Annotated in this window: 28 protein-coding genes; 12 read left to right on the top strand and 16 right to left on the bottom strand. The window is 63.7% G+C overall.

The window, feature by feature from the left end; translation table 11 throughout:
• The first annotated feature begins 140 nt into the window (after positions 1-140).
• Together RHIZ70P_RS07185 and pyk are read left to right on the top strand one after the other, a co-directional pair.
• Positions 141-554 carry a DUF1036 domain-containing protein gene (locus RHIZ70P_RS07185; protein ID WP_115669963.1) on the top strand — a complete coding sequence of 138 codons (414 nt, stop codon included), beginning with the start codon at positions 141-143 and terminating at the stop codon, positions 552-554.
• Entirely contained in the window at positions 554-1,993 is a 1,440-nt protein-coding gene (gene pyk / locus RHIZ70P_RS07180) for a pyruvate kinase (RefSeq protein WP_115669711.1), read from the top strand. Before RHIZ70P_RS07185 ends, pyk begins: the two co-directional genes overlap by 1 nt.
• Positions 1,994-2,075: 82 nt before the next feature.
• On the opposite strand, the gene RHIZ70P_RS07175 is transcribed toward pyk, so the two are convergent.
• The 6 genes from RHIZ70P_RS07175 to RHIZ70P_RS07150 all read right to left on the bottom strand — a co-directional run bounded on the left by RHIZ70P_RS07175 (position 2,076) and on the right by RHIZ70P_RS07150 (position 6,021).
• Positions 2,076-3,119: an alpha/beta fold hydrolase gene (locus RHIZ70P_RS07175; RefSeq protein ID WP_181903982.1), complete on the bottom strand. Its 1,044-nt coding sequence runs from the start codon at positions 3,117-3,119 to the stop codon at positions 2,076-2,078.
• Positions 3,120-3,199: 80 nt separating this feature from the next.
• Complete coding sequence (locus RHIZ70P_RS07170; protein WP_115669710.1) at positions 3,200-3,811, bottom strand: tetratricopeptide repeat protein; 612 nt, start codon at positions 3,809-3,811, stop codon at positions 3,200-3,202.
• Positions 3,812-3,930: 119 nt separating this feature from the next.
• Positions 3,931-4,056: a type B 50S ribosomal protein L36 gene (ykgO, locus tag RHIZ70P_RS07165; protein WP_003497670.1), complete on the bottom strand. Its 126-nt coding sequence runs from the start codon at positions 4,054-4,056 to the stop codon at positions 3,931-3,933.
• Between the two features lie 177 nt (positions 4,057-4,233).
• The gene (locus RHIZ70P_RS07160; protein WP_115669709.1) at positions 4,234-5,301 is read right to left on the bottom strand and encodes a 5-(carboxyamino)imidazole ribonucleotide synthase; all 1,068 of its coding nucleotides are present in this window, start codon (positions 5,299-5,301) and stop codon (positions 4,234-4,236) included.
• Positions 5,298-5,798 carry a 5-(carboxyamino)imidazole ribonucleotide mutase gene (purE, locus tag RHIZ70P_RS07155; protein ID WP_115669708.1) on the bottom strand — a complete coding sequence of 167 codons (501 nt, stop codon included), beginning with the start codon at positions 5,796-5,798 and terminating at the stop codon, positions 5,298-5,300. The genes RHIZ70P_RS07160 and purE overlap by 4 nt, the downstream gene beginning before the upstream one ends.
• Before the next feature lie 19 nt (positions 5,799-5,817).
• A complete protein-coding gene (locus RHIZ70P_RS07150; protein WP_115669707.1) occupies positions 5,818-6,021 on the bottom strand; it encodes a YdcH family protein in 204 nt (67 codons plus the stop codon).
• Positions 6,022-6,258: 237 nt separating this feature from the next.
• On the opposite strand from RHIZ70P_RS07150, the gene RHIZ70P_RS07145 reads away from it, so the two are divergent.
• Positions 6,259-6,435 (top strand): YdcH family protein, encoded by a 177-nt coding sequence (locus RHIZ70P_RS07145; RefSeq protein WP_037172923.1) that lies wholly within the window; start codon positions 6,259-6,261, stop codon positions 6,433-6,435.
• A 157-nt stretch (positions 6,436-6,592) separates the two neighbouring features.
• Here the strand turns inward: RHIZ70P_RS07145 and RHIZ70P_RS07140 are convergent, their stop codons facing one another.
• Positions 6,593-6,853 (bottom strand): ArsR/SmtB family transcription factor, encoded by a 261-nt coding sequence (locus RHIZ70P_RS07140; RefSeq protein ID WP_115669706.1) that lies wholly within the window; start codon positions 6,851-6,853, stop codon positions 6,593-6,595.
• 76 nt (positions 6,854-6,929) lie between these two features.
• Positions 6,930-7,700: a sulfite exporter TauE/SafE family protein gene (locus RHIZ70P_RS07135; protein WP_115669705.1), complete on the bottom strand. Its 771-nt coding sequence runs from the start codon at positions 7,698-7,700 to the stop codon at positions 6,930-6,932.
• A 105-nt stretch (positions 7,701-7,805) separates the two neighbouring features.
• Here RHIZ70P_RS07135 and RHIZ70P_RS07130 point away from each other — a divergent pair, with 105 nt between their 5' ends.
• The 7 genes from RHIZ70P_RS07130 to RHIZ70P_RS07100 all read left to right on the top strand — a co-directional run bounded on the left by RHIZ70P_RS07130 (position 7,806) and on the right by RHIZ70P_RS07100 (position 15,786).
• Positions 7,806-8,459, top strand: coding sequence for a thiamine phosphate synthase (locus tag RHIZ70P_RS07130; RefSeq protein ID WP_115669704.1), 654 nt, complete (start codon positions 7,806-7,808; stop codon positions 8,457-8,459).
• An 8-nt stretch (positions 8,460-8,467) separates the two neighbouring features.
• Positions 8,468-9,628 (top strand): tetratricopeptide repeat protein, encoded by a 1,161-nt coding sequence (locus tag RHIZ70P_RS07125; RefSeq protein ID WP_115669703.1) that lies wholly within the window; start codon positions 8,468-8,470, stop codon positions 9,626-9,628.
• A 27-nt stretch (positions 9,629-9,655) separates the two neighbouring features.
• Positions 9,656-10,924 (top strand): MgtC/SapB family protein, encoded by a 1,269-nt coding sequence (locus RHIZ70P_RS07120; RefSeq protein ID WP_115669702.1) that lies wholly within the window; start codon positions 9,656-9,658, stop codon positions 10,922-10,924.
• Positions 10,925-11,070: 146 nt separating this feature from the next.
• Positions 11,071-11,871, top strand: a complete 801-nt coding sequence (locus RHIZ70P_RS07115) for an inositol monophosphatase family protein (protein ID WP_115669701.1) — start codon at positions 11,071-11,073, stop codon at positions 11,869-11,871.
• A 101-nt stretch (positions 11,872-11,972) separates the two neighbouring features.
• Positions 11,973-13,010, top strand: a complete 1,038-nt coding sequence (locus tag RHIZ70P_RS07110; protein ID WP_115669700.1) for a flagellar motor protein MotA — start codon at positions 11,973-11,975, stop codon at positions 13,008-13,010.
• Positions 13,011-13,012: 2 nt separating this feature from the next.
• Positions 13,013-14,044 (top strand): peptidoglycan -binding protein, encoded by a 1,032-nt coding sequence (locus RHIZ70P_RS07105; protein ID WP_115669699.1) that lies wholly within the window; start codon positions 13,013-13,015, stop codon positions 14,042-14,044.
• A gap of 98 nt (positions 14,045-14,142) precedes the next feature.
• Positions 14,143-15,786, top strand: a complete 1,644-nt coding sequence (locus RHIZ70P_RS07100) for an FAD-binding dehydrogenase (RefSeq protein ID WP_115669698.1) — start codon at positions 14,143-14,145, stop codon at positions 15,784-15,786.
• A gap of 26 nt (positions 15,787-15,812) precedes the next feature.
• Here the strand turns inward: RHIZ70P_RS07100 and RHIZ70P_RS07095 are convergent, their stop codons facing one another.
• Complete coding sequence (locus RHIZ70P_RS07095; RefSeq protein ID WP_115669697.1) at positions 15,813-17,627, bottom strand: ABC transporter transmembrane domain-containing protein; 1,815 nt, start codon at positions 17,625-17,627, stop codon at positions 15,813-15,815.
• A 177-nt stretch (positions 17,628-17,804) separates the two neighbouring features.
• Between RHIZ70P_RS07095 and rpmE the strand changes: the two genes are divergently transcribed.
• Positions 17,805-18,026, top strand: coding sequence for a 50S ribosomal protein L31 (rpmE, locus tag RHIZ70P_RS07090; protein ID WP_115669696.1), 222 nt, complete (start codon positions 17,805-17,807; stop codon positions 18,024-18,026).
• A 149-nt stretch (positions 18,027-18,175) separates the two neighbouring features.
• On the opposite strand, the gene RHIZ70P_RS07085 is transcribed toward rpmE, so the two are convergent.
• The 3 genes from RHIZ70P_RS07085 to RHIZ70P_RS07075 all read right to left on the bottom strand — a co-directional run bounded on the left by RHIZ70P_RS07085 (position 18,176) and on the right by RHIZ70P_RS07075 (position 20,552).
• Entirely contained in the window at positions 18,176-18,691 is a 516-nt protein-coding gene (locus RHIZ70P_RS07085; protein WP_115669695.1) for a DUF1465 family protein, read from the bottom strand.
• A 365-nt stretch (positions 18,692-19,056) separates the two neighbouring features.
• Positions 19,057-19,251, bottom strand: coding sequence for a DUF1192 domain-containing protein (locus RHIZ70P_RS07080; protein WP_115669694.1), 195 nt, complete (start codon positions 19,249-19,251; stop codon positions 19,057-19,059).
• Positions 19,248-20,552: an MFS transporter gene (locus tag RHIZ70P_RS07075; protein ID WP_115669693.1), complete on the bottom strand. Its 1,305-nt coding sequence runs from the start codon at positions 20,550-20,552 to the stop codon at positions 19,248-19,250. The genes RHIZ70P_RS07080 and RHIZ70P_RS07075 overlap by 4 nt, the downstream gene beginning before the upstream one ends.
• A 178-nt stretch (positions 20,553-20,730) precedes the next feature.
• On the opposite strand from RHIZ70P_RS07075, the gene RHIZ70P_RS22940 reads away from it, so the two are divergent.
• On the top strand, positions 20,731-20,886 hold the full coding sequence (locus RHIZ70P_RS22940) for a hypothetical protein (RefSeq protein WP_181903965.1): 156 nt from the start codon (positions 20,731-20,733) through the stop codon (positions 20,884-20,886).
• 47 nt (positions 20,887-20,933) lie between these two features.
• On the opposite strand, the gene RHIZ70P_RS07070 is transcribed toward RHIZ70P_RS22940, so the two are convergent.
• The 4 genes from RHIZ70P_RS07070 to RHIZ70P_RS07055 all read right to left on the bottom strand — a co-directional run bounded on the left by RHIZ70P_RS07070 (position 20,934) and on the right by RHIZ70P_RS07055 (position 25,857).
• Positions 20,934-21,377: a PACE efflux transporter gene (locus RHIZ70P_RS07070; protein WP_115669692.1), complete on the bottom strand. Its 444-nt coding sequence runs from the start codon at positions 21,375-21,377 to the stop codon at positions 20,934-20,936.
• Between the two features lie 223 nt (positions 21,378-21,600).
• Positions 21,601-22,497, bottom strand: coding sequence for a fructose bisphosphate aldolase (locus RHIZ70P_RS07065; RefSeq protein WP_115669691.1), 897 nt, complete (start codon positions 22,495-22,497; stop codon positions 21,601-21,603).
• 249 nt (positions 22,498-22,746) lie between these two features.
• Positions 22,747-23,949 (bottom strand): phosphoglycerate kinase, encoded by a 1,203-nt coding sequence (locus RHIZ70P_RS07060; RefSeq protein WP_115669690.1) that lies wholly within the window; start codon positions 23,947-23,949, stop codon positions 22,747-22,749.
• A gap of 87 nt (positions 23,950-24,036) precedes the next feature.
• Positions 24,037-25,857: a potassium/proton antiporter gene (locus RHIZ70P_RS07055; protein WP_115669961.1), complete on the bottom strand. Its 1,821-nt coding sequence runs from the start codon at positions 25,855-25,857 to the stop codon at positions 24,037-24,039.
• Positions 25,858-26,085 lie beyond the last annotated feature (228 nt).

Here is a 26,085-nt window from a genome sequence, read left to right as displayed (position 1 = left end):
TAGAATTGCGTTGACTTTCCTGGACCATCATCGCAAGAAAGCAGTCGACGCACAAACATGGAGTTCCAGCGGAAACCGTGCTGAAGCAAGATAGAATTCCAAGCGCCCTCGGGAGCGCGCGTCATCTCAGACAATTTCTCATCGCCAGTGCCCTCGTTGCACCGCTGTTTGCAGCCGGGGTGGCCCATGCCGAGTTCCGTGTGTGTAACGGCACCCAGAACCTCGTCGGCGTGGCAATCGGCTACCGTGCGGCCGAAGGCTGGATCACGGAAGGCTGGTGGCAGGTTCCGGCCTCGACCTGCGCGACGCTGATCGAGGGCGAATTGCAATCACGCTACTACTATCTCTATGCCGAGGATGCTGCCCGCGGCGGACGCTGGACGGGCGACATCAACATGTGCGCCGCCGAGAACGAGTTCAAGATCGTCGGCGTGCAGGACTGCTTCGCGCGGGGCTACCAGCAGATGGGATTCAAGGAATACGACACGGGCCGACAGGGCAGCTGGATGGTCCAGCTTTCCGACACGCCCGGCACGCAGGAAAGCCAGAACTGATGAAGCGTAATCGCAAAGTGAAGATCCTCGCAACGCTCGGCCCGGCGTCGTCCGACGAAGCGATGATCCGCAAGCTGCATGAGGCGGGGGCGGACCTGTTCCGCATCAACATGAGCCATGCCAGCCACGATGTGATGCGCAGCCTGATCGCCAAGATCCGTTCAGTCGAGGCCGAATGCGGCCGGCCGATCGGCATCCTCGCCGATCTTCAGGGGCCGAAGCTGCGTGTCGGCAAGTTTGCCGAGACCACGGTGGAACTGGTGCCGGGCCAGACCTTCACCCTGGACGACAAGGACGTACCGGGCGACAACACCCGCGTCTTCCTCCCCCATCCGGAAATCCTCACCTCGGTGAAGCCGGGCCACCGTTTGCTGATCGACGACGGCAAGCTTCACCTGCGGGCCGAGAAGTGCGACGGCAAGAGCATCGTCACCACCGTCGTCTCCGGCACCAAGATCTCCGACCGCAAGGGTGTGAGCCTGCCCGATACGCTGCTCGCCGTCGGCGTCCTCACCCCAAAGGACCACGCGGACCTCGATGCCGTGCTGGCGACGGACGAGGTCGACTGGGTGGCGCTCTCCTTCATCCAGCGGCCGGAAGACCTGGCCGAGGTACGCAAGATCGCCCGTGGCCGCGTCGGCCTCATGTCGAAGATCGAAAAGCCGCAGGCGATCGAGCGCATCGACGAAATCATCGAACTCTCCGACGCCCTGATGGTGGCGCGTGGCGACCTTGGCGTGGAAATGCCGCTGGAAGCCGTTCCGGGCCTGCAGAAGCAGCTGATCCGTGCCTGCCGCCGCGCCGGCAAGCCGGTTGTCGTCGCCACGCAGATGCTCGAATCGATGATCTCGGCGCCGGTGCCGACCCGCGCCGAAGTTTCCGACGTCGCCACCGCCGTGTTCGAAGGCGCCGATGCCGTCATGCTGTCGGCCGAATCGGCATCCGGCCAGTATCCGGTGGAGGCCGTCTCCACCATGGCGTCGATCGCCCGCACGGTCGAGCGCGAGCCCCATTATCCCGGCATCATCTACGCCCAGCGCGCCCAGCCGGAAGCGACCGGCGCGGACGCCATCTCGCTCGCCGCCCGTCAGATCGCCGAGACGCTGAAGCTGACGTCGATCGTCTGCTACACGTCGTCGGGCAATACCGGGCTTCGCGCCGCGCGCGAGCGTCCGGAAGTGCCGATCATCGCCCTTTCGCCGGTCATCCAGACGGCGCGTCGCCTGTCGGTCGTCTGGGGTCTGCATTGCGTCGTCTCCGAGGAGCCGACCGATCTCGACGACATGGTCAACCGCGCCTGCCGCATCGTCGTCGCCGAAGGCTTCGGAAAACCGGGCGACCGCGTCATCATTTCGGCCGGCGTGCCGCTCGGAACGCCGGGTGCCACCAACATGCTGCGCATCGCCTATATCGGTTCGGACGGCCTGTCGGGTATCTGACGGTCGACATTGCCATCGAATTTGCGAGAGCCGCCTCCGGGCGGCTTTTCCGTTGGTGCTGTGGCCGCCTTGCAGGACGTGCCTACTGGCCGGCCTGCAGTCCCGGACGGCTGGGCGGCGGAGCAACACGGGTGGCGGCGAGCTTCGGCTCCAGTTCCCGCGCCATGGCCTGGAGGTCTCGCGGGCGACCGGCTATCTTCTCGATCGCGGCGATGGCGAGGTCCCGTGCCGCATAGTCCGGTTTGTGGCCGAGGCCCTCGACCCACACCAGTTCCGACCCCTCGATGTCGCGCGCCAGTCCGCGAGAATGGATCTCCTCCAGCACAATGTCGTCGCTGTCGCCGGTGACGATGACCGTCGGCGCCTTGATCTCGCGATAGCGTTCGGCAAAGCCCGAGACATAGCCGTGCAGATTGGCGACGTCGGTGGCGTTGGCGCAGAAGGCGGCGGGGCGCAGCACCAGGGCAGGGGCCGTGTCGCCGACATAGGTCTCAGGGCGCGGATTGGGGGCAAAGACGCCGCGGGTCGCCGCGTCGAGCCGCGCCATGCCGGCATGGAGCGCGACGGTGTGGCAGAAGAGCGGTCCGAGCACCGGTGTCGATGCCAGATTGTAGTACCAGTCGACGCCGCCCGGCCAGGGATGGGTGGCCGCGGCAAGGAACAGCAGTCCGGCGGTCTTTTCCGGATAAAGCACGCCGAAGCTCGCGGCGATCGCGCCGCCGAAGGAATGGCCGACGATGATGGCGCGATCGATGCCGCGCTTCTCCATCAGGCGTGCAATGGCGTGGGCCTGGCCGTCGGGAAAGGCGTTTTGCGGCCCGCCGCGCTCGGAATAGCCATGTCCCGGCCGATCGACGAACAGGAGTTCGGCCCGGCCTGTGAGCGGATCGCGAAAGGCGGCCGCCTGGTCGCGCAGATTGCCGCTCGCGCCATGGATGAAGACGATCGGTGGCAGGTCGGCGTCGGCGCCGGGCGGGACATGGAGCGCGTGCATGGCAAGGCCGCCAATATCGGTCAACGTGCCGATTCGCGGGGCATCGGCCTCGATGGCGCGGGCACGAAGCGCAGTCACGCCGGCTGCGGCCGCGGTGAGAACGGTAAGTGAGGCGAGTGCGGTCAGCAGCATGGTGCGAGACGGGTTCAACGGGAAGGAGGCCATGGCGGAATGTCAGTGGCGGGGCGGCAGGCGTGCGACAGTGCACGTGATCATGTGCGGCTGCCGGCCAGTTTTTCCGAGAGCTTGGTCACGACCTCCTGGGCCTGCCGGTCGGCAGGGTAGACCGCCAGATAGCGCTCCCAGGCCTTCAGCGCCATCTCTTCGCTGCCACGTTCGCTGAGGATCGCCGCAAGGCCGGCGAGAGCACCGAAATGGCGCGGCTCCAGTTCCAGCACGCGATTAATGTCGGACACCGCCTTCTTGTAGTTGCCCATCGTGTAGTGAAGCGTTGCCCGCTGGTTCCAGGCGCCGACGAAGTCGGGTTTCAACACGATGGCCTGATCGAGAAAATCTAGCGCGGCGGCGTTGCGTTTCTCGGTCGCGGCGGTCAGGGCCCATTGCATGACGAGGTCGACGGTGGCGCTGCCGGAAGCATTCCAGTTCGCCATGATCTCTTCGGTCAGACGGTTTGCGGCTTCCGGATCGCGCTCGCGTCCGAGTTCGGCGATCAAGGCGTCGACGCCCTTTGCCGTCTTGCCATCGGCCGGAGCGTCGAGGGAGACGCTTTCATTCGCATCGGCCTGCGCAAGGGACGGCTGTCCGAAGGCCATCGAGAACAGGACAGCGGCAATGAGCGGGGCGTATAAATGAAAACGGCGCATGCGGATAAGGTAATCCGCTTGCGCCGGCTTTCAAACTCAATTTTTCGCCATCGACCAATTCGGGCGGCAAGGCCCGGTCAGGCGAAAAGCAGCGCCGCTCCAGAAGCGGCGCCCATGCCTCAGCCCTGACGGGCCTTGAAACGCGGGTTCTGCTTGTTGATGATGTAGACGCGGCCCTTGCGGCGAACCAGACGGTTGTCGCGATGACGGGCCTTGAGCGCTTTCAGCGAGTTCTTGATCTTCATTTTACTGGTCCGCAAAGGTTATCGGCGAATGGTTCACCCGCCACTGTCTCTGACAATCAAAAGCGCGCTACGGGGGCGCGCTCTTAAAGGGTTGGTGGCAGATACTCCGTCATGACCGGTCGTGTCAACCGGCTCCACCCGGATTTGGTGGCGAAAGCCCGGATTTTTCCGGGTTTTTCAGCCCGTAGAACGCGTGAGCTCCGTGACGTGGCCCATCTTGCGGCCCGGCCTGGCCTCGGTCTTGCCATAGAGATGGACGAGCACGCCGGGCTTGGCCAGCCAGGCGGGAACATCGTCCATATCGTCGCCGATCAGGTTGGTCATCACGCAATCGGAGTGCCGGGACGGATCGCCGAGCGGCAGCCCGGCAATCGCGCGAATATGCTGTTCGAACTGCGAAATAGCGCAGGCCGCCTCGGTCCAATGGCCGGAATTGTGAACGCGCGGGGCGATCTCGTTGGCGACCAGGCTGCCATCAGGCAGAACGAAGAACTCGATGCCGACCACGCCGACGTAATCGAGGGCGGCCAGAAGCTTTTCCGCCGATTCGCGCGCAGCGCTTGCCGTGGCTTCACCGATTCGGGCCGGAAGCGTCGAGGTGTCGAGAATGCCGTCGCGGTGGACGTTCTCGGCCGGATCGTAGGCCTTCACCGTTCCGTCGATCGCCCGGGCGGCGATGATCGAAATCTCGCGCTCGAAGGGCACGAAGCTCTCGAGAATCAGCGGGACATTGCCGAGCTCGGCAAAGGCGCCTTCCGCGCGGTCGGCCAGGGAGCGAAAAACCCGCTGGCCCTTACCGTCGTAACCGAGCCGCCGGGTCTTCAGAACACCCTGACCACCAAAGTCGGCGAGGGCTTGTTCGAGGTCGGCCTGGTTATCGACCGCGTGAAAGCGGGCGGTCGGTATGCCGCAATCGTTGAGGAAGCGCTTTTCCGTCAGCCGGTCCTGGGCCACTTCCAGCGCCCGCGGCGGCGGAAAGACGGGCACATTGCGGGCAAGCGTCGCGGCCGCTTCTACGGGTACGTTTTCGAATTCATAGGTGACGATGTCGCAGGCGGCGGCGAGTTCGGCCAGTGCGACCGGGTCGCCGTAAGGCGCCGTGATCTGGCTGTTGGCGACCTGGGCTGCCGGGCAGTCGGCCTGCGGCTCGAGGATCACGGTGCGAAAGTTCAGCCGCGCGGCGGCCATGGCCAGCATGCGTCCGAGCTGTCCACCGCCTATGATGCCGATGGTCTGAGCGCTCATGGGGTTTCGTCCAGCGGATATTCGGCAACGGCGGCACTCTGGCGGGCGCGCCATTCGTCGAGCCGATCGGCGAGATCCTCGTCGTGGAGCGCAAGCACGGCGGCGGCGAGCAGTGCTGCGTTGACGGCGCCGGCCTTGCCGATGGCAAGCGTGCCGACGGGAATGCCGGCCGGCATCTGGACGATGGACAGCAGGCTGTCCTGGCCGGAGAGCGCCTTCGACTGGACCGGCACGCCGAACACCGGAAGCGGCGTCATGGCGGCGGCCATGCCCGGAAGGTGGGCTGCGCCGCCGGCTCCGGCGATGACGACCTGGAAGCCTTCGTCGCGGGCGCCCTTGGCAAAGGCCACAAGGCGGTCAGGGGTACGGTGCGCCGAGATGATGCGCGCCTCGTAGCCGACGCCGAGAACGTCCAGCGTGTCGGCGGCGTTCTTCATGGTCTCCCAGTCGGACTGGCTTCCCATGATGATGGCGACAGGCGGGCGTTCTTCGTTCATCGGGGCGTTCCTTGCCTGTTCACGCGATGATGTCGGGAATGATCTGGTCTTCGAGCGAGGTCATCTTGTCCTTGATGCCCAGCTTCTTCTTCTTCATCCGCTGGATTCTCAAGGCGTCGCAGCCGTTGGTGATCATGGCATTGATGGCGACGTCGTAGTCCTCGTGCTCCTGCCGGAGCCGCGCGAGCGCCAGCCGAATGTCCGCCTGTTCCTGATCGGCCATTATCGTGTCCCCATTCTCGCATTCAACCCATCCTTTTTGTCGGATGCGTCAAAGATTCGCGCAAGCTCCTATCATCAAATACCGGTAACGGGAAGTTATCCTTGCCGGCGAATTTGCCGCGCTTTCTCCCTCATTTCGCCTTCGACAAAACCCATTGTTCGTGTCACATTACTTTCGCAAAGTCTGAAACTCCAGCGTTGTGAGGGCTGGAGGTAGGCAAAAGGAAGGACGTGTCAAATGACCATGCAGGCTCATCTTGAATCGCTCGAAAAGAAGCACGGCGCTCTTGAGGAAAAGCTCCATACTGCTCTTACGTCTCCCTCCATCAACGACCAGCATATCGCCGAGCTGAAGCGCCTCAAGTTGCGTATCAAGGACGAAATGGAGCGCCTCAGGGCGTCGACCAGACACTGATTTTCCCATAGGCGCCGGCCGGGGATCGCCTGAAGGGCAGATCCGGGCCGGCAAGGCAGAATAATCGATCATAGATCAATGCCCCGGAAACCAGCGCGGTTTTCGGGGCTTCTTTTTGTCCGGTGTCCAATCCTGCATCCGTACGTGGGAGGAACGCTCAGGACCAGAACTGGTCGAGCCAGAGATTGAGGCGGTCGAAGCCCGGTCGGTTGATGGAGTAGATCCGCTTCGTGCCTTCCGATGCGACCGTGACCAGATTGCAGTCGAGCAGCGCCTTGAGGTGCTGGGATACCGCGGGCCGGCTGATCGGCAGGCCGCTCGCCAGGTCGTTTACCGTCTTCGGGGCACGGCGCAATTCCTCCAGCAGGTGCCGGCGGTGCGGGTCGGCGATCGCGACGAAGGGATCCATGTTCGACATGAAGTGAAGCTACGTCAAACCGCGGGTTCCGGCAAGCGCACTGTGCGGCGCAGCAAAACCTTGCGGGCCGGGCGTGCTATCCGAGCCCGGTGATGCCGTCATAAAGCAGCTTGCCGCCGGCGATCAGCACCATGCCGTACATCAGCGGGTAGAAGACAGCCGGCCTCAGGTGGTGGACCAGTCGCGCTCCGATCAGGGTCGAGACCAGCGCGACCGGCAGCAGGGTGGCCGAAAGGTACAGGTTGTCCGAGCCGAGTTCGCCGAGAGCGAAATAGGGAATGACCTTGACGGCGTTCATGATGGCGAAGAAGCGCGTGCTGGTGCCTGTATAGGCCAGCGGATCGAGCCGGAGCGGCAGGGTATAGATCTGGAAGGGCGGGCCGCCGGCATGGGCGACGAAGCTTGCATAGCCCGACAGCGTGCCCCAAAGCGTCGCGGCGACCGGCCGCTCCGGCGCGGCAAGAGGTTCAGCCCTTTGCGAGGCGCGGGCCGCGTCGATGAAATAGCGCAGCGCGAACAGCACGGAAATGCCGCCGAGCAGCAGTCGCATGACATTGACCGAAACATAGGCCGACGTCGCCCAGCCGATCGCGATGCCGAAAATGCCGCCGGGCAGAATGGCCAGAAGGGTCGGGCGGTTGTTGTGCCGCCGCCAGGCCCAGAGCGCAACCGCATCCATGACCAGGAGGATTGGCAGGAAGATCGCCGCCGCCTGCATCGGGGGCACGACCATGGCCAGCAGTGGTACCCCGATCAGCGCGAAGGCGCCGCCAAGCCCGCCTTTCGACAGTCCGACGAGAACGACCGCCGGAATGGCCGCGGCATAGAACAGCAGATCAAGATTCATTTGTTTCGGTTGATCCTTTCGATGGACCGGTCTATCGGATTTACTCAGCCAATACGAGGGAGGCCCGTCAAGAATGCCGCGCCGTCCCGGAACACGGATCCAGTCATGACCAGTCCCGAAGATCGTTGCCGTCTCGTCCTGATCGTACCCGACATCGCCGATGCCGAGGCAAAGGCGCGGGTGGTGGGCGACGCCCTGAAGGGCGGCGACGTCGCCTCGGTGATCATCCCGCAATATGGTCTCGACGACACCGTCTTCCAGAAGCATGCGGAATTGCTCGTGCCGCTGATCCAGGATGCCGGTGCTGCCGCCCTTGTCGCCGACAACAGCCGGGTGGCCGGCCGCGCCAAGGCGGACGGGCTGCACATTACCGGCAATGCCGCCGCCCTTGCCGAGGCGATCGAGAAGCATGTGCCGAAGATGATCGTCGGTGGCGGCAATGCCATGGACCGCCACCATGCCTTGGAGATCGGCGAACTCCAGCCCGACTACATCTTCTTCGGCAAGCTCGACGGCGACATCAAGCCCGAGGCCCATTCGAAGAACGTCGCGCTTGGCGAATGGTGGTCCTCGATGATCGCGATCCCGAGCATCGTCATGGGCGGACAGGATCCGGCCTCGGCGCTCGTCGTCGCGCAAGCCGGCGTCGAATTCGTCGCCTTGCGCGAGGCGGTTTTTGCCGATCCGGCCATGGCCGCCACCATCGTTGCGCGCATCAATGCCGAGCTTGACGAAAAAGCGCCACGGTTTGAAGATTGATACGCATCATGCGCTCACGTCTTCCTCACCGGCCCATGCTGCTTGCTGTCGCTGCCTGCCTTCTGGCGGGCATCGCCATGCCACGCGCAGCTTGTGCCCAGCAAATGCTCGATCGTTCGCCGATGCGGCCCCTGGCGCTGTCCGACGTACGCGTGCTCGAGCGCGGTGACCAGCCGGCAGCTTCGGCGGGGACGCTCGATCGCAGCGCCCGCCCTGGCTCCGAGGCGGACGCCAAGTTGCCTGCCACCAACGGAGAAGAAGAGCCGCAAGGCATCAATATCTACGCCCGAATGGGCGCTCCCCTTCCAGCACTGCCGCCTGAGCCCGAATACAAGGGGCCGGTCGACGAGGCCTATGGCGCTTTCCAGCGCGGTTTCTTCCTGACGGCGGTCGACAAGGCTCTTCCTCGAGCCCAACTCGGCGATCCGGCGGCGCAGACCCTGCTTGCCGAGTTGATGGACAGGGGCCTCGGCATCAAGAAGGACCTCAAGGGCGCCGCCTTCTGGTACGGTCAGGCGGCGGCCGGAGGTGATCCGGCGGCGATGTTCAAATATGCCCTTCTGCTGATGGAGGGCCGCACTGTCCCGCGCGACAAGGCCAAGGCTGACGAATACATGCGCAAGGCGGCCGATGCCGGAAACGGCTCGGCGCAGTTCAACTGGGCGCAGACGCTCGTGGCCGACAATCCCGGACAGAAGGGCCTGTCCGCGGCCTTGCCGTATTACGAGAAGGCCGCTGAACAGGGGATTGCCGATGCCCAATATGCAGTGGCGCAGATCTACGAATCGCTGAAGGACCTTCCCGAAGACAAGCGCAAGAAGGCCCGCTACTGGCTCGACCGGGCGGCGCGAGCCGGTTTCGATACCGCCCAGCTCGATATCGGCATCTGGCTGGTCAACGGCATCGCCGGCGATCGGGACTACGAGGAAGGCTTCCGCTGGTTGAAGATTTCCGCCAATCGCGGCAATGTCGTGGCCCAGAACCGTCTCTCGCACCTCTATATCAATGCGCTCGGTACACGACCCGATCCGGTCGAGGCCGCCAAGTGGTATGTGCTGTCGCGCCGGGCAGGCCTCAAGGATCCGGCGCTCGAGGATTTCTACCTCGGCCTGACCGACGAAGAGCAGAAACAGGCGATCGACGCGGCAAACAAGTTTCGCCGCAGCTGACAGGGACGCGAAGGCGGAGGGGCGGACGTGGACAATGTCGAACTTTTCCAGCGCCTCGGTCTGGCCATCGCCATCGGTGCGGCAGTCGGCGTCGAGCGCCACTGGCGCGAACGCGACGAACCTGAAGGCGCACGCACGGCCGGCATCCGCACCTTCACCATGTTCGGCATGGCCGGCGGGGTCGCAGGTCTCCTCGAAAGAAGCATTGGCATCGCGTCGGGCTATCCTGGCATAACGCTTACCGGCTTCCTGATCGCCATAGCGACCGTCATGGCGATTTTCGAAATCCGCGAGGCGATCGCCGAAAAGTCCTTCAGTGTCACCTCGGTGATTGCCGCCATCCTCACCTTCGGGCTCGGAGCGCTCGCCGTACTCGGCGACATGGCGCTCGCCTCGGCCGGCGGCGCCGCGCTGATCGGCATTCTCGTCAGCCGCGAATTCCTTCATCAGGCGATCCGCCGGCTGCAATGGGTCGAACTGCGATCGGCCGTCATCCTGCTGGCCATGACCTTCGTGCTGCTGCCGATCATCCCGGAAGCGCCGGTTGGTCCCTTTGGCGGGGTGTCTCCGAAAAGTATCGTCCTGCTTGTCATCATGCTCGCCTCGATTTCCTTTGCCGGTTATGTCGCGGTCCGATTGTTCGGCTCTGAGCGCGGCGACGTGCTTGCTGGTGCGATCGGCGGCCTGGTGTCCTCGACCGCCACGACCGTCGCCTTCGCGCGCCGCAGCCGCACGGAGGAGGCGGCTCTCACGCTGGGCGCCGGCGCGATCAGCGCCGGGGCGGTCTCGCTGTTGCGCACCGCTCTGTTGATCGGGACGCTGGCCGCGCCGCTGTTGCCCGCGCTTCTCGCACCGCTTCTCGCCGCCGCGTCCGTGCTGGTGGTCTATGCGCTGTTGCTGGCCCGGCGCCAGCAAGCGGCAGGCCCCCAGGCCGTTCCGGGCAATCCGTTCGAACTTGCCGCCGTGGCGAAGATGGCACTCCTGCTGGCGGCCGTTGCCTTCCTTGCCCGCGCTGCGACCCAGCAGTTCGGCGGCGGCGGTCTCATCATCGCCTCGGCCCTTTCCGCCTTGGCCGATGTCGATGCGGCGACTGTCACGGTCGCGGGCCTGCTTCCCTCGATCGACGTCAACCTCGCGGCGCAGGCGATCGGCGTGGCGGTCGTGTGCAACATGGCGGCCAAGGCGGTCTATGCGGGCATTTTCGGCAGCCTGAGATTTCTGCTGCATCTAACGGCTGCAACGGTGCTGTCGGTCGGGGCGGGCCTCATTGTCTGGGGGCTGGGCGTCGCCGCCTGATGACAATCGCTTGGCCATGGCTGGCGGATGCCCCTTGAATTCCGGCCGTTTTTGTGGTCTTGAACCGCCCCAACCGCCGCCGCGATCCAACGCGCCGCGCCTGCCGCCGTCGCCAGGCGACATGACGCACTTTCAAGGAAACGATAATGGCCCGTTCAGCTCTCCTCAATGTCATGGTCCAGGCCGCGCTCAAGGCGGGCAAGTCCCTGGCGCGCGATTTCGGCGAGGTGCAGAACCTGCAGGTCTCGGTCAAGGGGCCGAGCGATTTCGTCTCCCAGGCCGACATCAAGGCCGAAAGGCTGGTTCGTGACGAATTGCTGAAGTCGCGCCCGACCTATGGCTTTCTCGGTGAGGAAAGCGAAGAGATCAAGGGAACTGACGGCGCCCATCGCTGGATCGTCGATCCGCTCGACGGCACCACCAACTTCCTGCACGGCATTCCGCAATTCGCCGTGTCGATCGCGCTCGAGCGCAATGGCGAGATCGTCGCCGGCGTCATCTTCAACCCGGCGACCGACGAACTCTATACGGCCGAAAAGGGCGGCGGCGCCTTCCTCAACGATCGCCGCATCCGGGTTGCGGCCCGCAAGGTTCTGTCCGACTGCGTCGTCGGCTGCGGCATTCCGCATCTTGGCCGCGCGGCGCACGGCAAGTTCCTCGTGGAACTGCGCCACGTCATGGGTGAAGTTGCCGGCGTTCGACGCATGGGTGCGGCCGCTCTCGACCTGGCCTATGTTGCGGCCGGCCGTCTCGACGGTTTCTGGGAAGCCGAACTCAACCCGTGGGACATCGCCGCCGGCCTGTTGCTGATCCGCGAAGCGGGCGGCTTCGTCAGCGACATGCATGACGGACAGGACATGTTCCACACCGGCACCGTCGTCGCCGGCAACGAATATATCCGCAAGGCACTGATCGAGGTCATTGCCCGGCCAATTCCGAAAGCCTGAGACTTTACACAGCCGTCGTCAGGGATCGGCGGCTTTTAGCTTCAATTCGTCGCAATTTTCTACTAGCCTCCGGCGCACGATGACCGGAGGCTGGAGACGACATGGCGAAAGTTAAGCTGGCGGATTTGGAGGCGGCGGAAGCCGCCCCCGGTGAGTATGGCCACAAGCTCTCCAGCCCGATGCCGTTCTTCACCACGATGCTGATCTTCCTGATCATCGTGGGTTTCATCGCTGCCATCCTCTACCGGCAGGCTCATGCGGCCTTCATGACCAATCCGGGGCTGAATGGCCTGATCCTCGGCGTTCTGGCGGTCGGCATCGTGCTGGTGTTCAACCATGTTCTGGCACTGAAGCCCGAGGTTAACTGGTTCAATTCGTTCCGCGCCGCCGGCCATGCCGACAAGGTCGGACGCGATCCGCGGCTGCTCGCACCGATGCGTGCGCTGATCGGCGGTCGGCGTTCGATGGCGATCTCGACCACGGCGCTGCGCTCCATCCTCGATTCGATCGCCACCCGCCTGGACGAATCACGCGACACCTCGCGCTATCTCATCGGTCTACTCGTTTTCCTCGGCCTGCTCGGCACGTTCTGGGGGCTTTTGGGCACGATCGCCTCGATCAGCGAGGTGATCCAGTCGCTCGATCCGGGGGCAGGCGACAGTGCCGACGTGCTGCAGGCGATGAAGACAGGCTTGACCGGGCCGCTGTCGGGCATGGGGACGGCGTTTTCGTCCTCGCTGCTCGGCCTGTCCGGCTCGCTCATTCTCGGCTTCCTCGACCTGCAGGCGGGCCGTGCGCAGAACCGCTTCTATACGGAACTGGAAAACTGGCTGTCTTCGGTGACCGACGTCGATTCCGACATCGCCGCGCCGGCAGGCGGGCTGACCGGGGTGCCGGCGGAGGACGTCAAGCGGCTGGTGGACCAGTTGGCCAAACTCGCCAGCCGGGAAAATGCCGGCGGCAGCGATCGTTCGGTCGCGGCCATTGCCGGTCTTGCCGAGGGTATTCAGGGCCTGGTCAAGAACATGCGCAACGAGCAGCAGATGCTGCGCGACTGGATCGAGGCGCAGCAGGATGATGCCCGCGCCATGCGCAAGACGCTCGAAAAGCTGAACGAGAAGATGGGCGGGGGCAAGTAGCCATGGCGCTCGGCCGCAACCGCCGCCGCGACAGGGGCGTAGACTATTGGCCGGGTTTCGTCGACGCCCTGTCGACGCTGCTTCTGGCGATCATGTTCCTGCTGACCGTCTTCGTGCTGGCGCAGTTCATCCTCAGCCGCGAGATCACCGGCAAGGACGAGGTGCTCAACCGCCTGAACAGCCAGATCGCCGAACTGACGCAATTGCTGGCGCTGGAAAAGAGCGGCAAGCAGGATCTGGAAGATACGCTGGCGTCGCTCCAGTCGTCGCTGTCGGTGTCGGAGAGCGAGCGCAGCCGCCTGCAGCAATTGCTCGACCAGGGCTCGGGCTCGACGGATGCCGCCAACCAGAAACTCGGTCGCCTGACCCAGGAACTCGATGCCGAAAAGCAGGTGAGCGAACGGGCGATGAGCCAGATCGAACTGCTCAACCAGCAGATTGCCGCGCTGCGCGCCCAGATCGCGGCGGTGGAGGAGGCCCTTCAGGCCTCGGAGGCGCGTGACCAGAACTCGCAGACCAAGATCGCCGACCTCGGGCGGCGGCTGAACGTCGCGCTCGCCCAGCGCGTCCAGGAACTCAACCGCTACCGTTCGGACTTCTTCGGCCGCCTTCGTGAAATTCTCTCCGACCGGGAGAACATTCGCATCGTCGGCGACCGCTTCGTGTTCCAGTCGGAGGTCCTGTTCCCCTCGGGTGGCAACGTGCTCAACCCTGAGGGCGAAGTCGAGATGGCGAAGCTTGCAGGGGCGCTGCTCGATCTGGCCAAGGAAATCCCGCCGGAAATCAACTGGGTATTGCGCGTCGACGGCCATACAGACAACGTGCCCCTCAGCGGCTCCGGGCGCTATGTCGATAACTGGGAACTGTCGTCCGCGCGCGCCATATCGGTTGTCAAATACCTGATTTCCAAAGGCGTTCCGGCCAATCGCCTGGCCGCTGCCGGTTTTGGCGAATATCAGCCGATCGCCGAGGGCGATAGTGTCGAAGCCCGCGCCCAGAACCGTCGCATCGAGCTCAAATTGACCGAGCGCTGACCATTTCGCATGGCTACTAGCAGAAGTGCTGGGTTGTGCGGCCCTTGACGTGCCCGTAAAAGTAAGATTGCGGGGGATGCGACGGGGGAGAGAAACGGATGGAATGCGATGTACTGATCGTCGGTGCCGGGCTCGCGGGGCTGGTGGCGGCATGCGAAGCAACCGACAGGGGGCTGAAGGTTTGCGTCCTCGATCAGGAAGGCGAGCAGAACCTCGGAGGGCAGGCGTTCTGGTCCCTGGGTGGCCTGTTTCTCGTCGACAGCCCGGAGCAAAGACGTCTCGGCATTCGCGACAGTTTCGAACTGGCCCGGCAGGATTGGTTCGGTTCGGCGGGCTTTGATCGCCCCGAGGACTACTGGCCGCGTCATTGGGCCGAGGCCTATCTCGAATTTGCCGCAGGCGAAAAGCGCGACTGGCTGCACCGGCAGGGCATGCGCTTTTTTCCCGTTGTCGGCTGGGCGGAACGAGGCGGCGCCCAGGCGGACGGCCACGGCAATTCGGTTCCCCGCTTCCATATCACCTGGGGGACCGGCCCGGCCGTGCTGGAGCCCTTCATCCGCAGGGCGCGCAAGGCCGAGCGGGCGGGACGGCTGGTGTTCCGGTTCCGCCATCAGGTCGACCAGCTCACAAGGCGCAACGGCACAGTGACAGGGGCAAGCGGCAGCGTATTGGCGGTCGATTCCGCGCCGCGGGGTGCAGCCACATCGCGCGCGGTGACTGGAGACTTCGAAATATCGGCCGGCGCGGTCATCGTCACCTCCGGAGGGATCGGCGGCAATCACGATCTGGTTCGGAAGAACTGGCCGGTCGAGCGGCTCGGCCCCGCGCCACGATCGATGGTCGCGGGCGTGCCGCAATATGTCGACGGGCGGATGCTGGCCATTTCGCGGGCGGCCGGCGCCGACATCATCAACAGCGACCGGATGTGGCACTACACCGAAGGCCTCAGGAACTTCGATCCGATCTGGCCGAACCACGGTATCCGCATCCTGCCCGGCCCTTCGTCCTTCTGGTGTGACGCCGACGGCAACCGTTTTCCGCCACCCGCCCTGCCGGGTTTCGATACCTTGGCCACGCTGAAGGCGATCCGCGCCCGAGGCGACGAATATAGCTGGTTTGTCCTCAACAAGGCGATCATCAAGCGCGAATTCGCGCTTTCGGGCTCCGAGCAGAACCCCGACCTGACCGGCAAGGACATTCCCCTGCTGCTGAAGCGGCTGGGCCGGAACCCGCCCGGCCCAGTCCAGGCATTCATGGACAAGGGAGAGGACTTCGTGGTCCGCGACACGCTGGAGGATCTGGTGGTCGGGATGAACGAGATGACCGGGGAACACCGGGTCGGCATTCATCACCTGCGCCGCCAGATCGAGGCCCGCGATCGCGCGATCGTCAATGCCTTCAACAAGGATGCCCAGATCACGGCCATTCGCGGCGCGCGCCGCTTTCTGGGAGACCGGCTGATGCGCACGGCCAAGCCGCACCGGCTGCTCGATCGCAATGCCGGGCCGCTGATCGCCGTCCGTCTCCACATCCTGACGCGCAAGACGCTTGGCGGCCTGCACACCGATCTGTCCTCACGCGTGCTCGACGATACCAACAAGCCGGTGCCCGGCCTTTATGCGGCAGGCGAGGTGGCGGGTTTCGGCGGGGGCGGGGTGCATGGCTATAACGCGCTGGAGGGCACGTTCCTCGGTGGATGCCTGTTCTCCGGCCGGATTGCCGGACGTTCCGTCGGGGCCTGACGGCCCACGACGGATCCGCTCCTCGGCTATTCGCTGGCGGGTGCGGTGAAATCGCTGCCGCCGGTCTCGAATTGCAGGCGAGCCAGCTTGGCGTAAAGACCGCCCTCGCGGATTAGGCTGTGATGCGTGCCTTCCTCGGCGATGTGGCCGTCATCGAGCACGAGGATGCGGTCGGCTTTCAGCACGGTCGCCAGGCGGTGGGCGATGACGATCGTCGTGCGGTCCTTCATCAGGCCGTCGAGCGCCTTCTGCACCAGGGTTTCGCTTTCGGCGTCGAGCGCGGAGGTCGCCTCGTCGAGCAGCAGAAGCGGAGCGTTGCGCAGGAGCGCGCGGGCAATCGCGATGCGCTGGCGCTGGCCGCCGGACAGGGTGATGCCGCGTTCGCCGACCTGCGTGTCGAAGCCGTTTTCCAAGCGCTGGATGAATTCGGTCGCCTGGGCTGCCTCCGCCGCCGCCTCGACCATGGCGCGCGTCGCCCCTGTTGATCCGAATGCGATGTTGTCGTGGATCGTTGCCGCAAAGATCGTGACGTCCTGCGGCACGATGGCGATACGGGCGCGCACCTTCTGGGGATCGGCCTCGCGAATATCGACGTCGTCGATCCGCACGGTACCGCTGACCGGATCGTAGAAGCGCAGGATCAGGGAGAAGACGGTGCTCTTTCCCGCGCCGGACGGACCGACGATCGCCACCGTTTCGCCTGGCTCGACGCGGAAGCTCAGGCCCTTGAGGGCGGACCTGGAAATGCTCGAGGGATAGGCGAAGTGCACGTCGGCGAAGCTGACGCGGCCGAGTGGCGGGACGGGCAGTGGCACCGGATTTGTAGGGGCGGCGACCTGAGAAACTTCCTGCAGCAGTTCGCCCAGCCGCTCCGCCGCGCCGGATGCCTGGGAAAGCTCGCCCCAAACCTCGGAAAGCGTTCCCATCGATCCTGCCGCGATCAGCGAATAGAGCAGGAATTGGCCGAGCGTGCCGGCCGACAGGGTTCCGGCAAGCACGCTCTGGGCACCGAACCACAGAACGGCGACGATGCTGCCGAAGACCAGCGTGATCGCCACGCCGGTCAGAAGTGCGCGCGACTTGATCGCGGCGCGTGCCGCTTCATAGGCTTGCTCGACGGCGGCGCCGTAGCGCTCGGTGGCGATGCCCTCGGCGTTGAAGGCCTGAACGGTGCGGGCCGCGCCGATCGTTTCGCCGGCAAAGGCGGAGGCTTCAGCCAGCGTATCCTGCGCGGCGCGCGAGCGGCGGCGCACAGAGCGGCCGAAGGCGACGAGCGGGAAGACGATGATCGGGATGGCGGCGAGCACCAGGATGGAGAGCCGCGGGCTGGTGGCGATCATCATCGCCATGGCGCCGAGACAGAGGATGGAGTTGCGCAGCGCCAGCGAGGCGGTGGCGCCGACGGCGGACTTGATCTGGGTCGTGTCGGCGGTCAGCCGGGAGACGATCTCGCCGGACTGGTTGACGTCGAAGAAGGCGGGCGACAGCTTCGTCACATGGGCAAAGACGTCGCGGCGAAGATCCGAGACGACGCGTTCGCCGATGGTGATGACGAAATAGTAACGCATGGCGCTGGCAAGCGCGAGGATGACGGCCAGAATGGCCATCATGCCGAAATAATTGTTGATGAAGCCGCTGTCCGCAGCGCTGAAACCGTGGTCAATCATGCGCCGGACGGCGAGAGGCAAGGCAAGGGTGGTGGCGGCCGCCAGACCGAGGAAGAAGACGGCGCCGGCGACGAGTTTGCGATAGCGCATGACGTAGGGCAGGAGGCGCGACAGAGGCTTGAGTGAGCGACGCTTCGACTGTTCTGCTTCGGTGGCTGCGGACAATTTTCTCATCTCCCCCCGCTTGCGGGCTTTCGTGTCAGGGCACTTGTTATCCTTGCGCCCTTCATGTATAGGCACCGCATCGAATTGGGAAGCCGTGGCCTGTTCGGACATCGGCTTGGTTTATTGAATAGGTCTCCATGACGCAATCGCGACATTTGGACCCTCCGGCACAGCAGGAAAATCGCAATGAAGGCTGATATCCATCCCGACTACCACGTCATCAAGGTCGTCATGACCGACGGCACCGAGTACGAGACCCGTTCCACCTGGGGTTCGGAAGGCGCTGTCATGAACCTCGAAATCGACCCGCGCTCGCATCCGGCCTGGACCGGCGGCAACCAGCAGATGCTGGATCGCGGCGGCCGCGTCTCGAAGTTCAACAAGCGTTTCGGCGGCCTCGGCCTCTGATCGATCCTCGATCGACGTTTTCATCAAAGCCCGGCTCGCCGGGCTTTTTTGTTGCCTGATTTCTGCCTGTACGGGTCGCCGGCGAACAAAGAAATGCCCGGCAATGCGTTGGCATGCCGGGCGATTAAGTGCCGATACGAATAGGGACGTCAGTTGAGATTGAACGCCGTGCGCAGCAAATCGAGCTGGGCCTGGACGCTGTTCTCGTTGTCCGGCACGACCGGCGTGTCAGCCGGGCGATAGATTTCGCGGTCGAGCAGGGCGATGCGGTTCTGCAGGCGCAGCGAGCGTTCGACCAGGTCGCGGAAGGCTTCCGGCAGGTCGTTCCAGCCCGGAGCCTGGCGGTCGACGTTGAAGTCATCGAGACGAACCTTGCTCTTTTCCGAGAGAACCTGGTCACGGCTCATCTCGCCATTGTTGACGGCGCGCTGCAGCAGCAGCCAGGACGCCATCTGCATCAGCCGGGTCGTCAGACGCATCGATTCGGCCGCATAGAGCACCGAGGCCATGCGCGGCAAAACCTTGGCGGCGGAGCGGCCGGGACCATCGAGATAGGCGGCGGTTTCCTCGACAAGGCCCATCCCCTCGGCATACGTCGCCTTGAACTGCGTCGATGCAGCGGCGCGGCCGGCAAAGCTGACAGTGTTCAGTCCGAGTTCAGACATCGGTTCACCCTTGAATTACGCATCACTTTAACTGGGTAACGGCGTGGAAGCTGTCTTGTTCCTGCCGCTTTTCATGGCCGTACGATGCTACCAATACCCCAAATGCGCAAGCCGTTTATTAAAGAAGGGTTAATTCCCACAATTTTGAATATAGGAATTAAAACGGCACAAAAAAAGAGCCGCAAAAGCGGCTCTCAAGGTAAAACAGGGAGAAAAACTCAGACCTTCATCACGAGGAGAAACTGCCTGAACCCGGCAGAACCGGATGATTGACAATCGCATAGAAGGCTTAACGCTCGGTAAACGTGAAGCGGAAAATACGATCTGTTCTCGCAATCGACCGGCTTTTCGCGAAGATACCTTGGCTATACTCTGGGTTTGAAGAAACTGTCGGCGGCTCGTTTTCCCGCTTCCTTGCGCCCACGTTCGGCCTCCAGCCGTTCGATTTCCCCGCGGAGGAGATCGATACGCGCCAGTAGTTCTTCCGCCGACATGGCGGAAAGATCGCAGCCGATGTCATGGCCGACCGGCTTTTTCGGCCTTTCCTCATCGAAGATCATGCTTTCCGTTCTCCCGTTGGATGCGTTTCGTCCGAATCGGGCGTCTCGGTATGGGGTGGCAGGGGTGCCGCGCGCGGGTCGAGACTGAGGCTTTCCGGGGTGCTCATCGGCGAGGCGGATACCGGCATGTTCGGCACGTTCTCGCGTTCTGCAGCCGGTATGGCGGCACGAAGGCGGCTCCGGTAGAGCGCGTAGGCCGTCAACAAGACATGGGCGACGGCGGTGACGGCGAACAGGGCGTGGGGGCCGAGCACCGTCATCACCGGACCGCCGATGGTCGGGCCGATGATGGTGCCGATTCCGTAAAGCAGAAGGAGGCCGCCGGATACCTGGACGAATTCGTCGGAACTGGCGAAGTCGTTCGCATGGGCAACCGCGATCGGGTAGAGGGCATTGGCGGCGGCGCCATAGATCGCGACGAGGACAATCATCATCATGGCGTCCTGCGGCCGCAGGATAATCAGCAGGAGGGCGGCCAGCGCGGCGATGGCCGAAAGTGCTGCCAGCACGTAGCGCCGATCGATGCGATCGGATGCCTTGCCCGCCGGAAACTGCGCGAGCGCGCCGACAAAGATGGTGATCGACAGCATGATGGCGATCATGTTGGGCGAAAGGCCGGCACGGGCGCCGAACACGGCGCCGAGCGTGCCATAGGCGCCATTGGCGATACCGACCATCAGGATGCCGACGAAGGAGACGGGAGAATTGCGATAGAGGCGCGGCAGGTTGAGACTGACGGAGGTCAGGGGCTGGGGCGTCGCGGCGGTCGATACCGTGGTCGGCAGCATGGCGAGGCAGTACAGAATGCCGCAGATCATGAACAGGATGGTGGTCGAAGGATCGACGATGCCGACCAGCATCTGTCCGCCGACCACGCCGATCAACGTGACGGAGATATAGAAGGAGAAGATCGTGCCGCGGCTCTCGTTGGTGGCGCGTTCGTTCAGCCAACTCTCGATAATCATCGAGGTCCCGGCGATGCAGAAGCCGGTAACGGCGCGCAGGGCCACCCACCAGTACTGATCGACCAGGATGCCGCTCAAAAGCGCGATGATGGCAATCAGCGAGATGAAGCTGGAGAAGGCCCGGACATGGCCGACCCGCATGACGAGTTTTGGCGCAATCAGGCAGCCGGCGACGAAACCCGTCGCCCAGGATGTGCCGAGCAGGCCGAGGATCTCGTTGGAATAGCCCTCCGCCGAACCGCGCACCGGCAGAAGCAGCCCGTGCAGGCCGTTGCCGAGGAACAGGAACAGCGTGCCGAGAAGGAGCGCCATGACTGGCAGGAGATTTCTTCGCATGGCCTGGCAATCGAAAGGAGTTGGGGAGGCTGTGGAAACAGGTTCCTGAAACGTCACAGATTAAGGCAAGGTTCCTACCGATCCCTGAATGGGCAAGGGCCCTTGCGGGAAAACTTTCTGGCGGGCAAAAGTGTCGCCGTTGTGACAAGGGCCGAAACAGGCGTGCCAGGATTCATCCATGACCAAAGTGATCGGCCTTCTCCTCATCCTCGCCATGATGGTGCAGGTGATCCGGCCTCTCGGACTTCCGGGCCTGAGGAAACGCAGCGATTTCTGGAAGATCGCCGTGATTGCCTTTGTCATCTGGTCGATCACCCTGCTCATCCGTCCATGACGCCGGAAGGCGCGGCTGGCCGCCGGACGGCTTGGTTCATCTGATCGTCAGTTCGCGACCCGTCCTTGCGGCGCCTGCCATTCCGGGATCGGGAACAGGCGGTCATAGCCCCAGTTGAAGACGAAAGCGTAGACCATGTAGAAGAGCGCGAACGAGAGATCCATCACCACCGCGTGCCACAGGCCGACGCCGAGATACCAGGCTATGAAGGGGGCGAGGACGAGCAGCAGGCCGGCCTCGAACAGCACGGCGTGCAGCACGCGGATGGGAACCGTCTTGAGCGTGCTGCCGGCAAGACGCTCCATCGCGCGGTCGAAGCCGATATTGTAGACGTAGTTCCACAGCATGGCGATCGTCGCGCTGCCGACGCTGACCACGCCGATATCGGAGAGCGGCAAGGAAAAGACAAAGGCGCCAAGAGGCACGACGATGCCCAGCGCGAGGAGTTCGAAGCTGATGGCGTGCCTGATACGGTCGCGGGTCGTACGCATGTCTGGTCTCCCACTGGGATAGGTCGGGTCGTCCCGGTCAAATGCCCATTGTGGGGAGAGGTCGTCCTCAGCATCCGCCAATATAGTCTGCCGAACGGTGAAGGCAAGGGACGCTGCTGGCCGGGCTGCCACGAAAAAGCCCCGCCAGCGTCGCCGACGGGGCTCAAGAAACCGGCATGAAAAGGCGCCGGTCAGGCCGCCTTTAGATGCCTTCCGGACCTGATCAGGCCTTGTTGACGCTTGCGGCGTAGATCTCGTCGATCGTTTCGGCGAGGCTCGCGTTGAACTCGGCATCGCTCATCGTGACGCGCAGGTTTTCCGTCAGCGCGCGTGAGAAGCTGGCGATCATGCCATGATTGTGGCTCAGCTTTTCGCAGGCATCGGCACGGCTGTAGCCGCCGGAAAGGGCGACGACGCGGACGACCGATTTGTGAGCGACCAGAGGTGCGTAGAAATCGGCGTTCGTCGGGATCGTCAGTTTCAGCATCACGGTTTCGCCTGCCGGAAGCTTGTCGAGCTGCTGGGCAATCTCGTCGCGCAGAATGGCTTCGGCCTCAACCTTCGTCGGGCTCTTGATCGAGACTTCAGGCTCGATGATCGGCATCAGGCCCTGGCCGATGATCTGGCGCGCAACCTCGAACTGCTGCTTAACGACGGCGGCAATCCCGGCCCTGTCTGCATGCACGATCACCGAGCGCATCTTGGTTCCGAAAATTCCCTTGTTCCGGCCACGGATCAGAAGCGCGTCAAGATCGGGCATCGGCTTCATCATCTGAACGCCGTTCTCTTCGGCGTCGAGGCCCTTGTCGATCTTGAGGAAGGGCACGACGCCACGTTTTTCCCAGAGATAGGACGGAACAGCCTGACCGTCGACGTCGCCGTCCATGGTCCGCTCGAACAGGATGGCGCCGATAACCTTGTCGCCGGTAAAGGCGGGCGCGCTCATGATGCGAACGCGCATGGCGTGCATCAGGCGGAACATCTCCTCGTCACCCTGGTAGTCGGACTCGGAAACGCCGTAGAGGCTCAACGCTTTGGGTGTCGAACCGCCGCTCTGATCCAGCGCCGCAATGAAACCAGGCGCCGAGCTGATCTTGTTCAACATCTTCGCGTCCACCATATCTCACTCCTATCCCAAAAAATCCGCGCGGTCCGCGCTCAGCTATGTTCGTTGACTTTGCGACCAGTCGGCAACGCCGAACTGATCAATCCCCGGATATAGATGAGGCGGATAACAGATGTTTCGCGACAGGAAAATGGCGGCTTAAAATGTTGAAACGATTGAAATTGATTTAATCGTTTGAAAGTCTTGGAAATATCCGTCGATGCCTAACGATGGCGGGCCGCGAAGCCCGCCATCGCAAAGAAGTCACTTTTCGGCGATCAGGACGGCCACGCCCGGCAGTTCCTTGCCTTCCATCCATTCGAGGAAAGCGCCACCGGCGGTCGAGACGTAGGAGAAGTCGTCGGCCACGCCGGCATGGTTCAATGCGGAGACCGTATCGCCGCCGCCGGCGACCGAGACCAGTTTGCCGGCGCGGGTGCGCTCCGCGGCGTGCTTGGCGGCAGCCACGGTGGCGGTGTCGAAGGGGGCGATCTCGAAGGCGCCGAGCGGGCCGTTCCAAACCAGTGTTTCAGCCTTGGAGATCCACTCGTTGATCGCCTCGATCGACTTCTGACCGACGTCGAGCACCATGGCATCGGCCGGGATGGCGTCGATCGCCACGGTCTCGTTGGCAGCACCCGCCTTGAATTCGCGGGCGACGACGCCGTCGACCGGAAGCACGATGGCGCAGCCGGCGGCTTCGGCATTGGCCATGATCTGCTTGGCGGTCTCGGCGAGGTCATGTTCGCACAGCGATTTGCCGACATTGATGCCCTTTGCCGCCAGGAAGGTGTTGGCCATGCCGCCGCCGATCACCAGCGCGTCGACCTTCTTCACCAGGTTGGACAGAAGGTCGATCTTGGTCGAGACCTTGGCGCCGCCGACAATGGCGACAACGGGGCGGACCGGCTTGCCGAGGCCCTTTTCCAGCGCTTCGAGTTCGGCCTGCATGGTACGGCCGGCATAGGCCGGCATGTGGTGGGCTAGGCCCTCGGTCGAGGCGTGCGCCCGGTGGGCGGCGGAGAAGGCGTCGTTGACGAAGATGTCGCCGCTCTTCGCGAGCTCCGCGACGAAGCCTGCTTCGTTCTTTTCCTCGCCCTTGTGGAAACGGGTGTTTTCCAGAAGCAGGATGTCGCCGTTTTCCATCCCGGCGATGGCGTCGGCGGCGGGCGCCCCGATGCAATCGGAAGCAAAGGCAACCTTGTGGTCCAGCACTTCCTCGACGGAGGGCGCAATCAGCGACAGCGACTGGTCGGCGACCGGCTCTCCCTTGGGGCGGCCGAAATGGGCGAGAAGGATGACCTTGGCGCCCTTGTCGGATAGTTCCTTGATGGTCGGCGCAACGCGTTCGATACGGGTCGTGTCGCTGACCTTGCCGTCGGAGACCGGAACATTGAGGTCGACGCGCACAAGCACGCGCTTGCCCGCGATGTCGGTGAGATCGTCGAGTGTCTTGAAAGCCGGCATGAGGATACCCGTCGTTAAGGTGTTGCTGGAATGGGGCTGACGGGGTCGGACCTTACACCGCCTGAACGGCTGCGCAAGGCGACCGGATCATTTTTTGCCTTCGCCGGCCTTGGCGCGTTTCCTGCGCATATAGTCGCGGAGCGCATGGGCCAGCTCGCGAATGTTGAGGAAGATCGGCAGGTTGGTGGCCGGGGCCACGGGCTCGAGCGATACGCCGACCGAGGCGATATGTCCCGTCTCGTCGAGATCGCGGACGATCAGCACGATTGTCCCGAGGCGCACGCGGTCGGCATAGTCGGCCTGTCCGCCGAGGCGTTGCGAGATCAGCTCGGCCACCGTCTTGGCGCGGTCGGCATCATTGATGGTGAGCGGTCCATAGGCCTGGTCGAGGTCGTCGACCCGGGTCGAGGGGGCGATGGCGAAGGTGCCGAAGAACTCGCTGTCATCCTCTTCCACCGGCGCCTTGCTGGCGAACAGGCGGTCGAGCAGCTTGGAATAGCCCGGGGCGATGAACAGGTAGACCTGATCGCTTTCGCGCAGGCGTCCGGCATATTGGTAGCGCATCGACTTGCCGTCGCGGATGACCAGCGACGGCATGGCCCAGCGCGGAATGCGCTCGCCGCGCAGGACCGGGCTGTCGGCGACGACGCGGTAGGCGAGAAGTTCGTGATGGGCGGTCCCCGGCAGGTCAAGTTCCAGCTTGTCGATCGCGCCGATGCGCGGGGGGATGATGAGGCCGAGCTTGCGCGCCACCGGCTTGATGGTCCAGCCCTGCAGGACGAGCGAGATCATCACCACGAGGAAGGCCATGTTGAAGTAGAGCTGGCCGTCCTCGAGCTTGCCGAGGATCGGCAGGATGGCGAGAAGGATCGAGACGGCACCGCGCAGGCCGACCCAGGCGATGAAGCCGGTTTCGCGCTGGGTGAAGTCGAAGGGGAGGAGACAGACCCAGACGGCGAGCGGCCGGGCGACGAAGACAAGGAAGAGCCCCAGCAGGATGGCCGGCAGCAGGATCGAAGGAAACTGAGACGGCGTGGCCAGCAGGCCGAGGACCAGGAACATGACGATCTGTGCCAGCCATGTCATGCCGTCCTGGAAGCGCCTGATGGCGCCGCTGGCCGGTATCTTCTGGCTGCCGGCATAGATGCCGGCGACGTAAACCGCGAGGAAGCCGCTGCCGCCGACCGCACCGGTATAGGCGAAAATCAGCATGGCCATGGCCAGCATGAAGATCGGGGCGAGGCCACGCTCCACCGAGATGCGCTTCAGGATGAAGACGATCAGCGCCCCGCCGATCAGGCCGAGACCAAGGCCGAGACCCATCTGCTCGACGAACAGGCGCAGAAGTTCCATGTCGAAGCCCGAGGCGCCATCGCCGTTCGCCAGCAACTGGACGAGCGCCATGGTCAGGAAGATCGCCATGGGATCGTTGGTGCCGGATTCGACTTCGAGCGTGGAGCGAACCCGGTCGCGGATGTTGATCCCGCCGATGCGCAGCAGGAAGAATACCGCCGCGGCATCGGTCGAGGCGACGATGGAGCCGAGCAACAGCCCCTCGATCACGGAAAAATCGAGCAGGAGATGGGCCATCAGGCCGAACATGCCGGCGGTGATCAGCACGCCGGCCGTGGCGAGCGTCAGGGCGGGGAATGCCGAGAGCTTGAAGGACTGCAAGGACGTGCCGTAGCCCGAATCGAACAGGATGACGGCAAGCGCGATCGAGCCGAGAGCATAGGCAAAGGCATTGTCGGAGAATTCGATGCCAAGGCCATCGACACCGGTCACGAGGCCGATCACCAGGAACAGAAGAAGCAAGGGGGCGCCGAAGCGAAAGGCGATCAGGCTGGAGAATGCGGCCAGGAGAACGAGCGCCGTAGCGACCAGCGTAATAGCGTAAAATTCGTCCACCACTTGCCCCTCTCATCAACCGCACCGTCGTCCGGCACGCCTGATCAGGTCATACCACGGGCGCGGCTCGACGCGGTGTCGGCGGTGCTTTCGTCCCGCGCTCAAGGCCGGTGACGGGGGTGGAATGATCTGGCAGGACTGCCGGAAGACGAGATGAAAAACCAATCGTCTCCAATCGTGATCAGAGTAGGGCGGAACTTAAAAATTTAAAAGGCGGGCCGGAGTTTC

Origin of the sequence: Paenirhizobium selenitireducens ATCC BAA-1503 (genome assembly GCF_900492185.1) — a bacterium.
Lineage (GTDB): Bacteria > Pseudomonadota > Alphaproteobacteria > Rhizobiales > Rhizobiaceae > Allorhizobium > Allorhizobium selenitireducens_A.
This window is presented reverse-complemented; position numbering and strand designations above follow the sequence as displayed.

Coding starts and splice junctions, on each gene's coding strand:
- pyk (WP_115669711.1), top strand. CDS start 554: ATGAAGCGTAATCGCAAAGTGAAGATCCTCGCAACGCTCGGCCCGGCG.
- RHIZ70P_RS07175 (WP_181903982.1), bottom strand. CDS start 3,119: ATGCTGCTGACCGCACTCGCCTCACTTACCGTTCTCACCGCGGCCGCA.
- RHIZ70P_RS07170 (WP_115669710.1), bottom strand. CDS start 3,811: ATGCGCCGTTTTCATTTATACGCCCCGCTCATTGCCGCTGTCCTGTTC.
- ykgO (WP_003497670.1), bottom strand. CDS start 4,056: ATGAAGATCAAGAACTCGCTGAAAGCGCTCAAGGCCCGTCATCGCGAC.
- RHIZ70P_RS07160 (WP_115669709.1), bottom strand. CDS start 5,301: ATGAGCGCTCAGACCATCGGCATCATAGGCGGTGGACAGCTCGGACGC.
- purE (WP_115669708.1), bottom strand. CDS start 5,798: ATGAACGAAGAACGCCCGCCTGTCGCCATCATCATGGGAAGCCAGTCC.
- RHIZ70P_RS07150 (WP_115669707.1), bottom strand. CDS start 6,021: ATGGCCGATCAGGAACAGGCGGACATTCGGCTGGCGCTCGCGCGGCTC.
- RHIZ70P_RS07145 (WP_037172923.1), top strand. CDS start 6,259: ATGACCATGCAGGCTCATCTTGAATCGCTCGAAAAGAAGCACGGCGCT.
- RHIZ70P_RS07140 (WP_115669706.1), bottom strand. CDS start 6,853: ATGTCGAACATGGATCCCTTCGTCGCGATCGCCGACCCGCACCGCCGG.
- RHIZ70P_RS07135 (WP_115669705.1), bottom strand. CDS start 7,700: ATGAATCTTGATCTGCTGTTCTATGCCGCGGCCATTCCGGCGGTCGTT.
- RHIZ70P_RS07130 (WP_115669704.1), top strand. CDS start 7,806: ATGACCAGTCCCGAAGATCGTTGCCGTCTCGTCCTGATCGTACCCGAC.
- RHIZ70P_RS07125 (WP_115669703.1), top strand. CDS start 8,468: ATGCGCTCACGTCTTCCTCACCGGCCCATGCTGCTTGCTGTCGCTGCC.
- RHIZ70P_RS07115 (WP_115669701.1), top strand. CDS start 11,071: ATGGCCCGTTCAGCTCTCCTCAATGTCATGGTCCAGGCCGCGCTCAAG.
- RHIZ70P_RS07110 (WP_115669700.1), top strand. CDS start 11,973: ATGGCGAAAGTTAAGCTGGCGGATTTGGAGGCGGCGGAAGCCGCCCCC.
- RHIZ70P_RS07105 (WP_115669699.1), top strand. CDS start 13,013: ATGGCGCTCGGCCGCAACCGCCGCCGCGACAGGGGCGTAGACTATTGG.
- RHIZ70P_RS07100 (WP_115669698.1), top strand. CDS start 14,143: ATGGAATGCGATGTACTGATCGTCGGTGCCGGGCTCGCGGGGCTGGTG.
- RHIZ70P_RS07095 (WP_115669697.1), bottom strand. CDS start 17,627: ATGAGAAAATTGTCCGCAGCCACCGAAGCAGAACAGTCGAAGCGTCGC.
- rpmE (WP_115669696.1), top strand. CDS start 17,805: ATGAAGGCTGATATCCATCCCGACTACCACGTCATCAAGGTCGTCATG.
- RHIZ70P_RS07085 (WP_115669695.1), bottom strand. CDS start 18,691: ATGTCTGAACTCGGACTGAACACTGTCAGCTTTGCCGGCCGCGCCGCT.
- RHIZ70P_RS07080 (WP_115669694.1), bottom strand. CDS start 19,251: ATGATCTTCGATGAGGAAAGGCCGAAAAAGCCGGTCGGCCATGACATC.
- RHIZ70P_RS07075 (WP_115669693.1), bottom strand. CDS start 20,552: ATGCGAAGAAATCTCCTGCCAGTCATGGCGCTCCTTCTCGGCACGCTG.
- RHIZ70P_RS22940 (WP_181903965.1), top strand. CDS start 20,731: ATGACCAAAGTGATCGGCCTTCTCCTCATCCTCGCCATGATGGTGCAG.
- RHIZ70P_RS07070 (WP_115669692.1), bottom strand. CDS start 21,377: ATGCGTACGACCCGCGACCGTATCAGGCACGCCATCAGCTTCGAACTC.
- RHIZ70P_RS07065 (WP_115669691.1), bottom strand. CDS start 22,497: ATGGTGGACGCGAAGATGTTGAACAAGATCAGCTCGGCGCCTGGTTTC.
- RHIZ70P_RS07060 (WP_115669690.1), bottom strand. CDS start 23,949: ATGCCGGCTTTCAAGACACTCGACGATCTCACCGACATCGCGGGCAAG.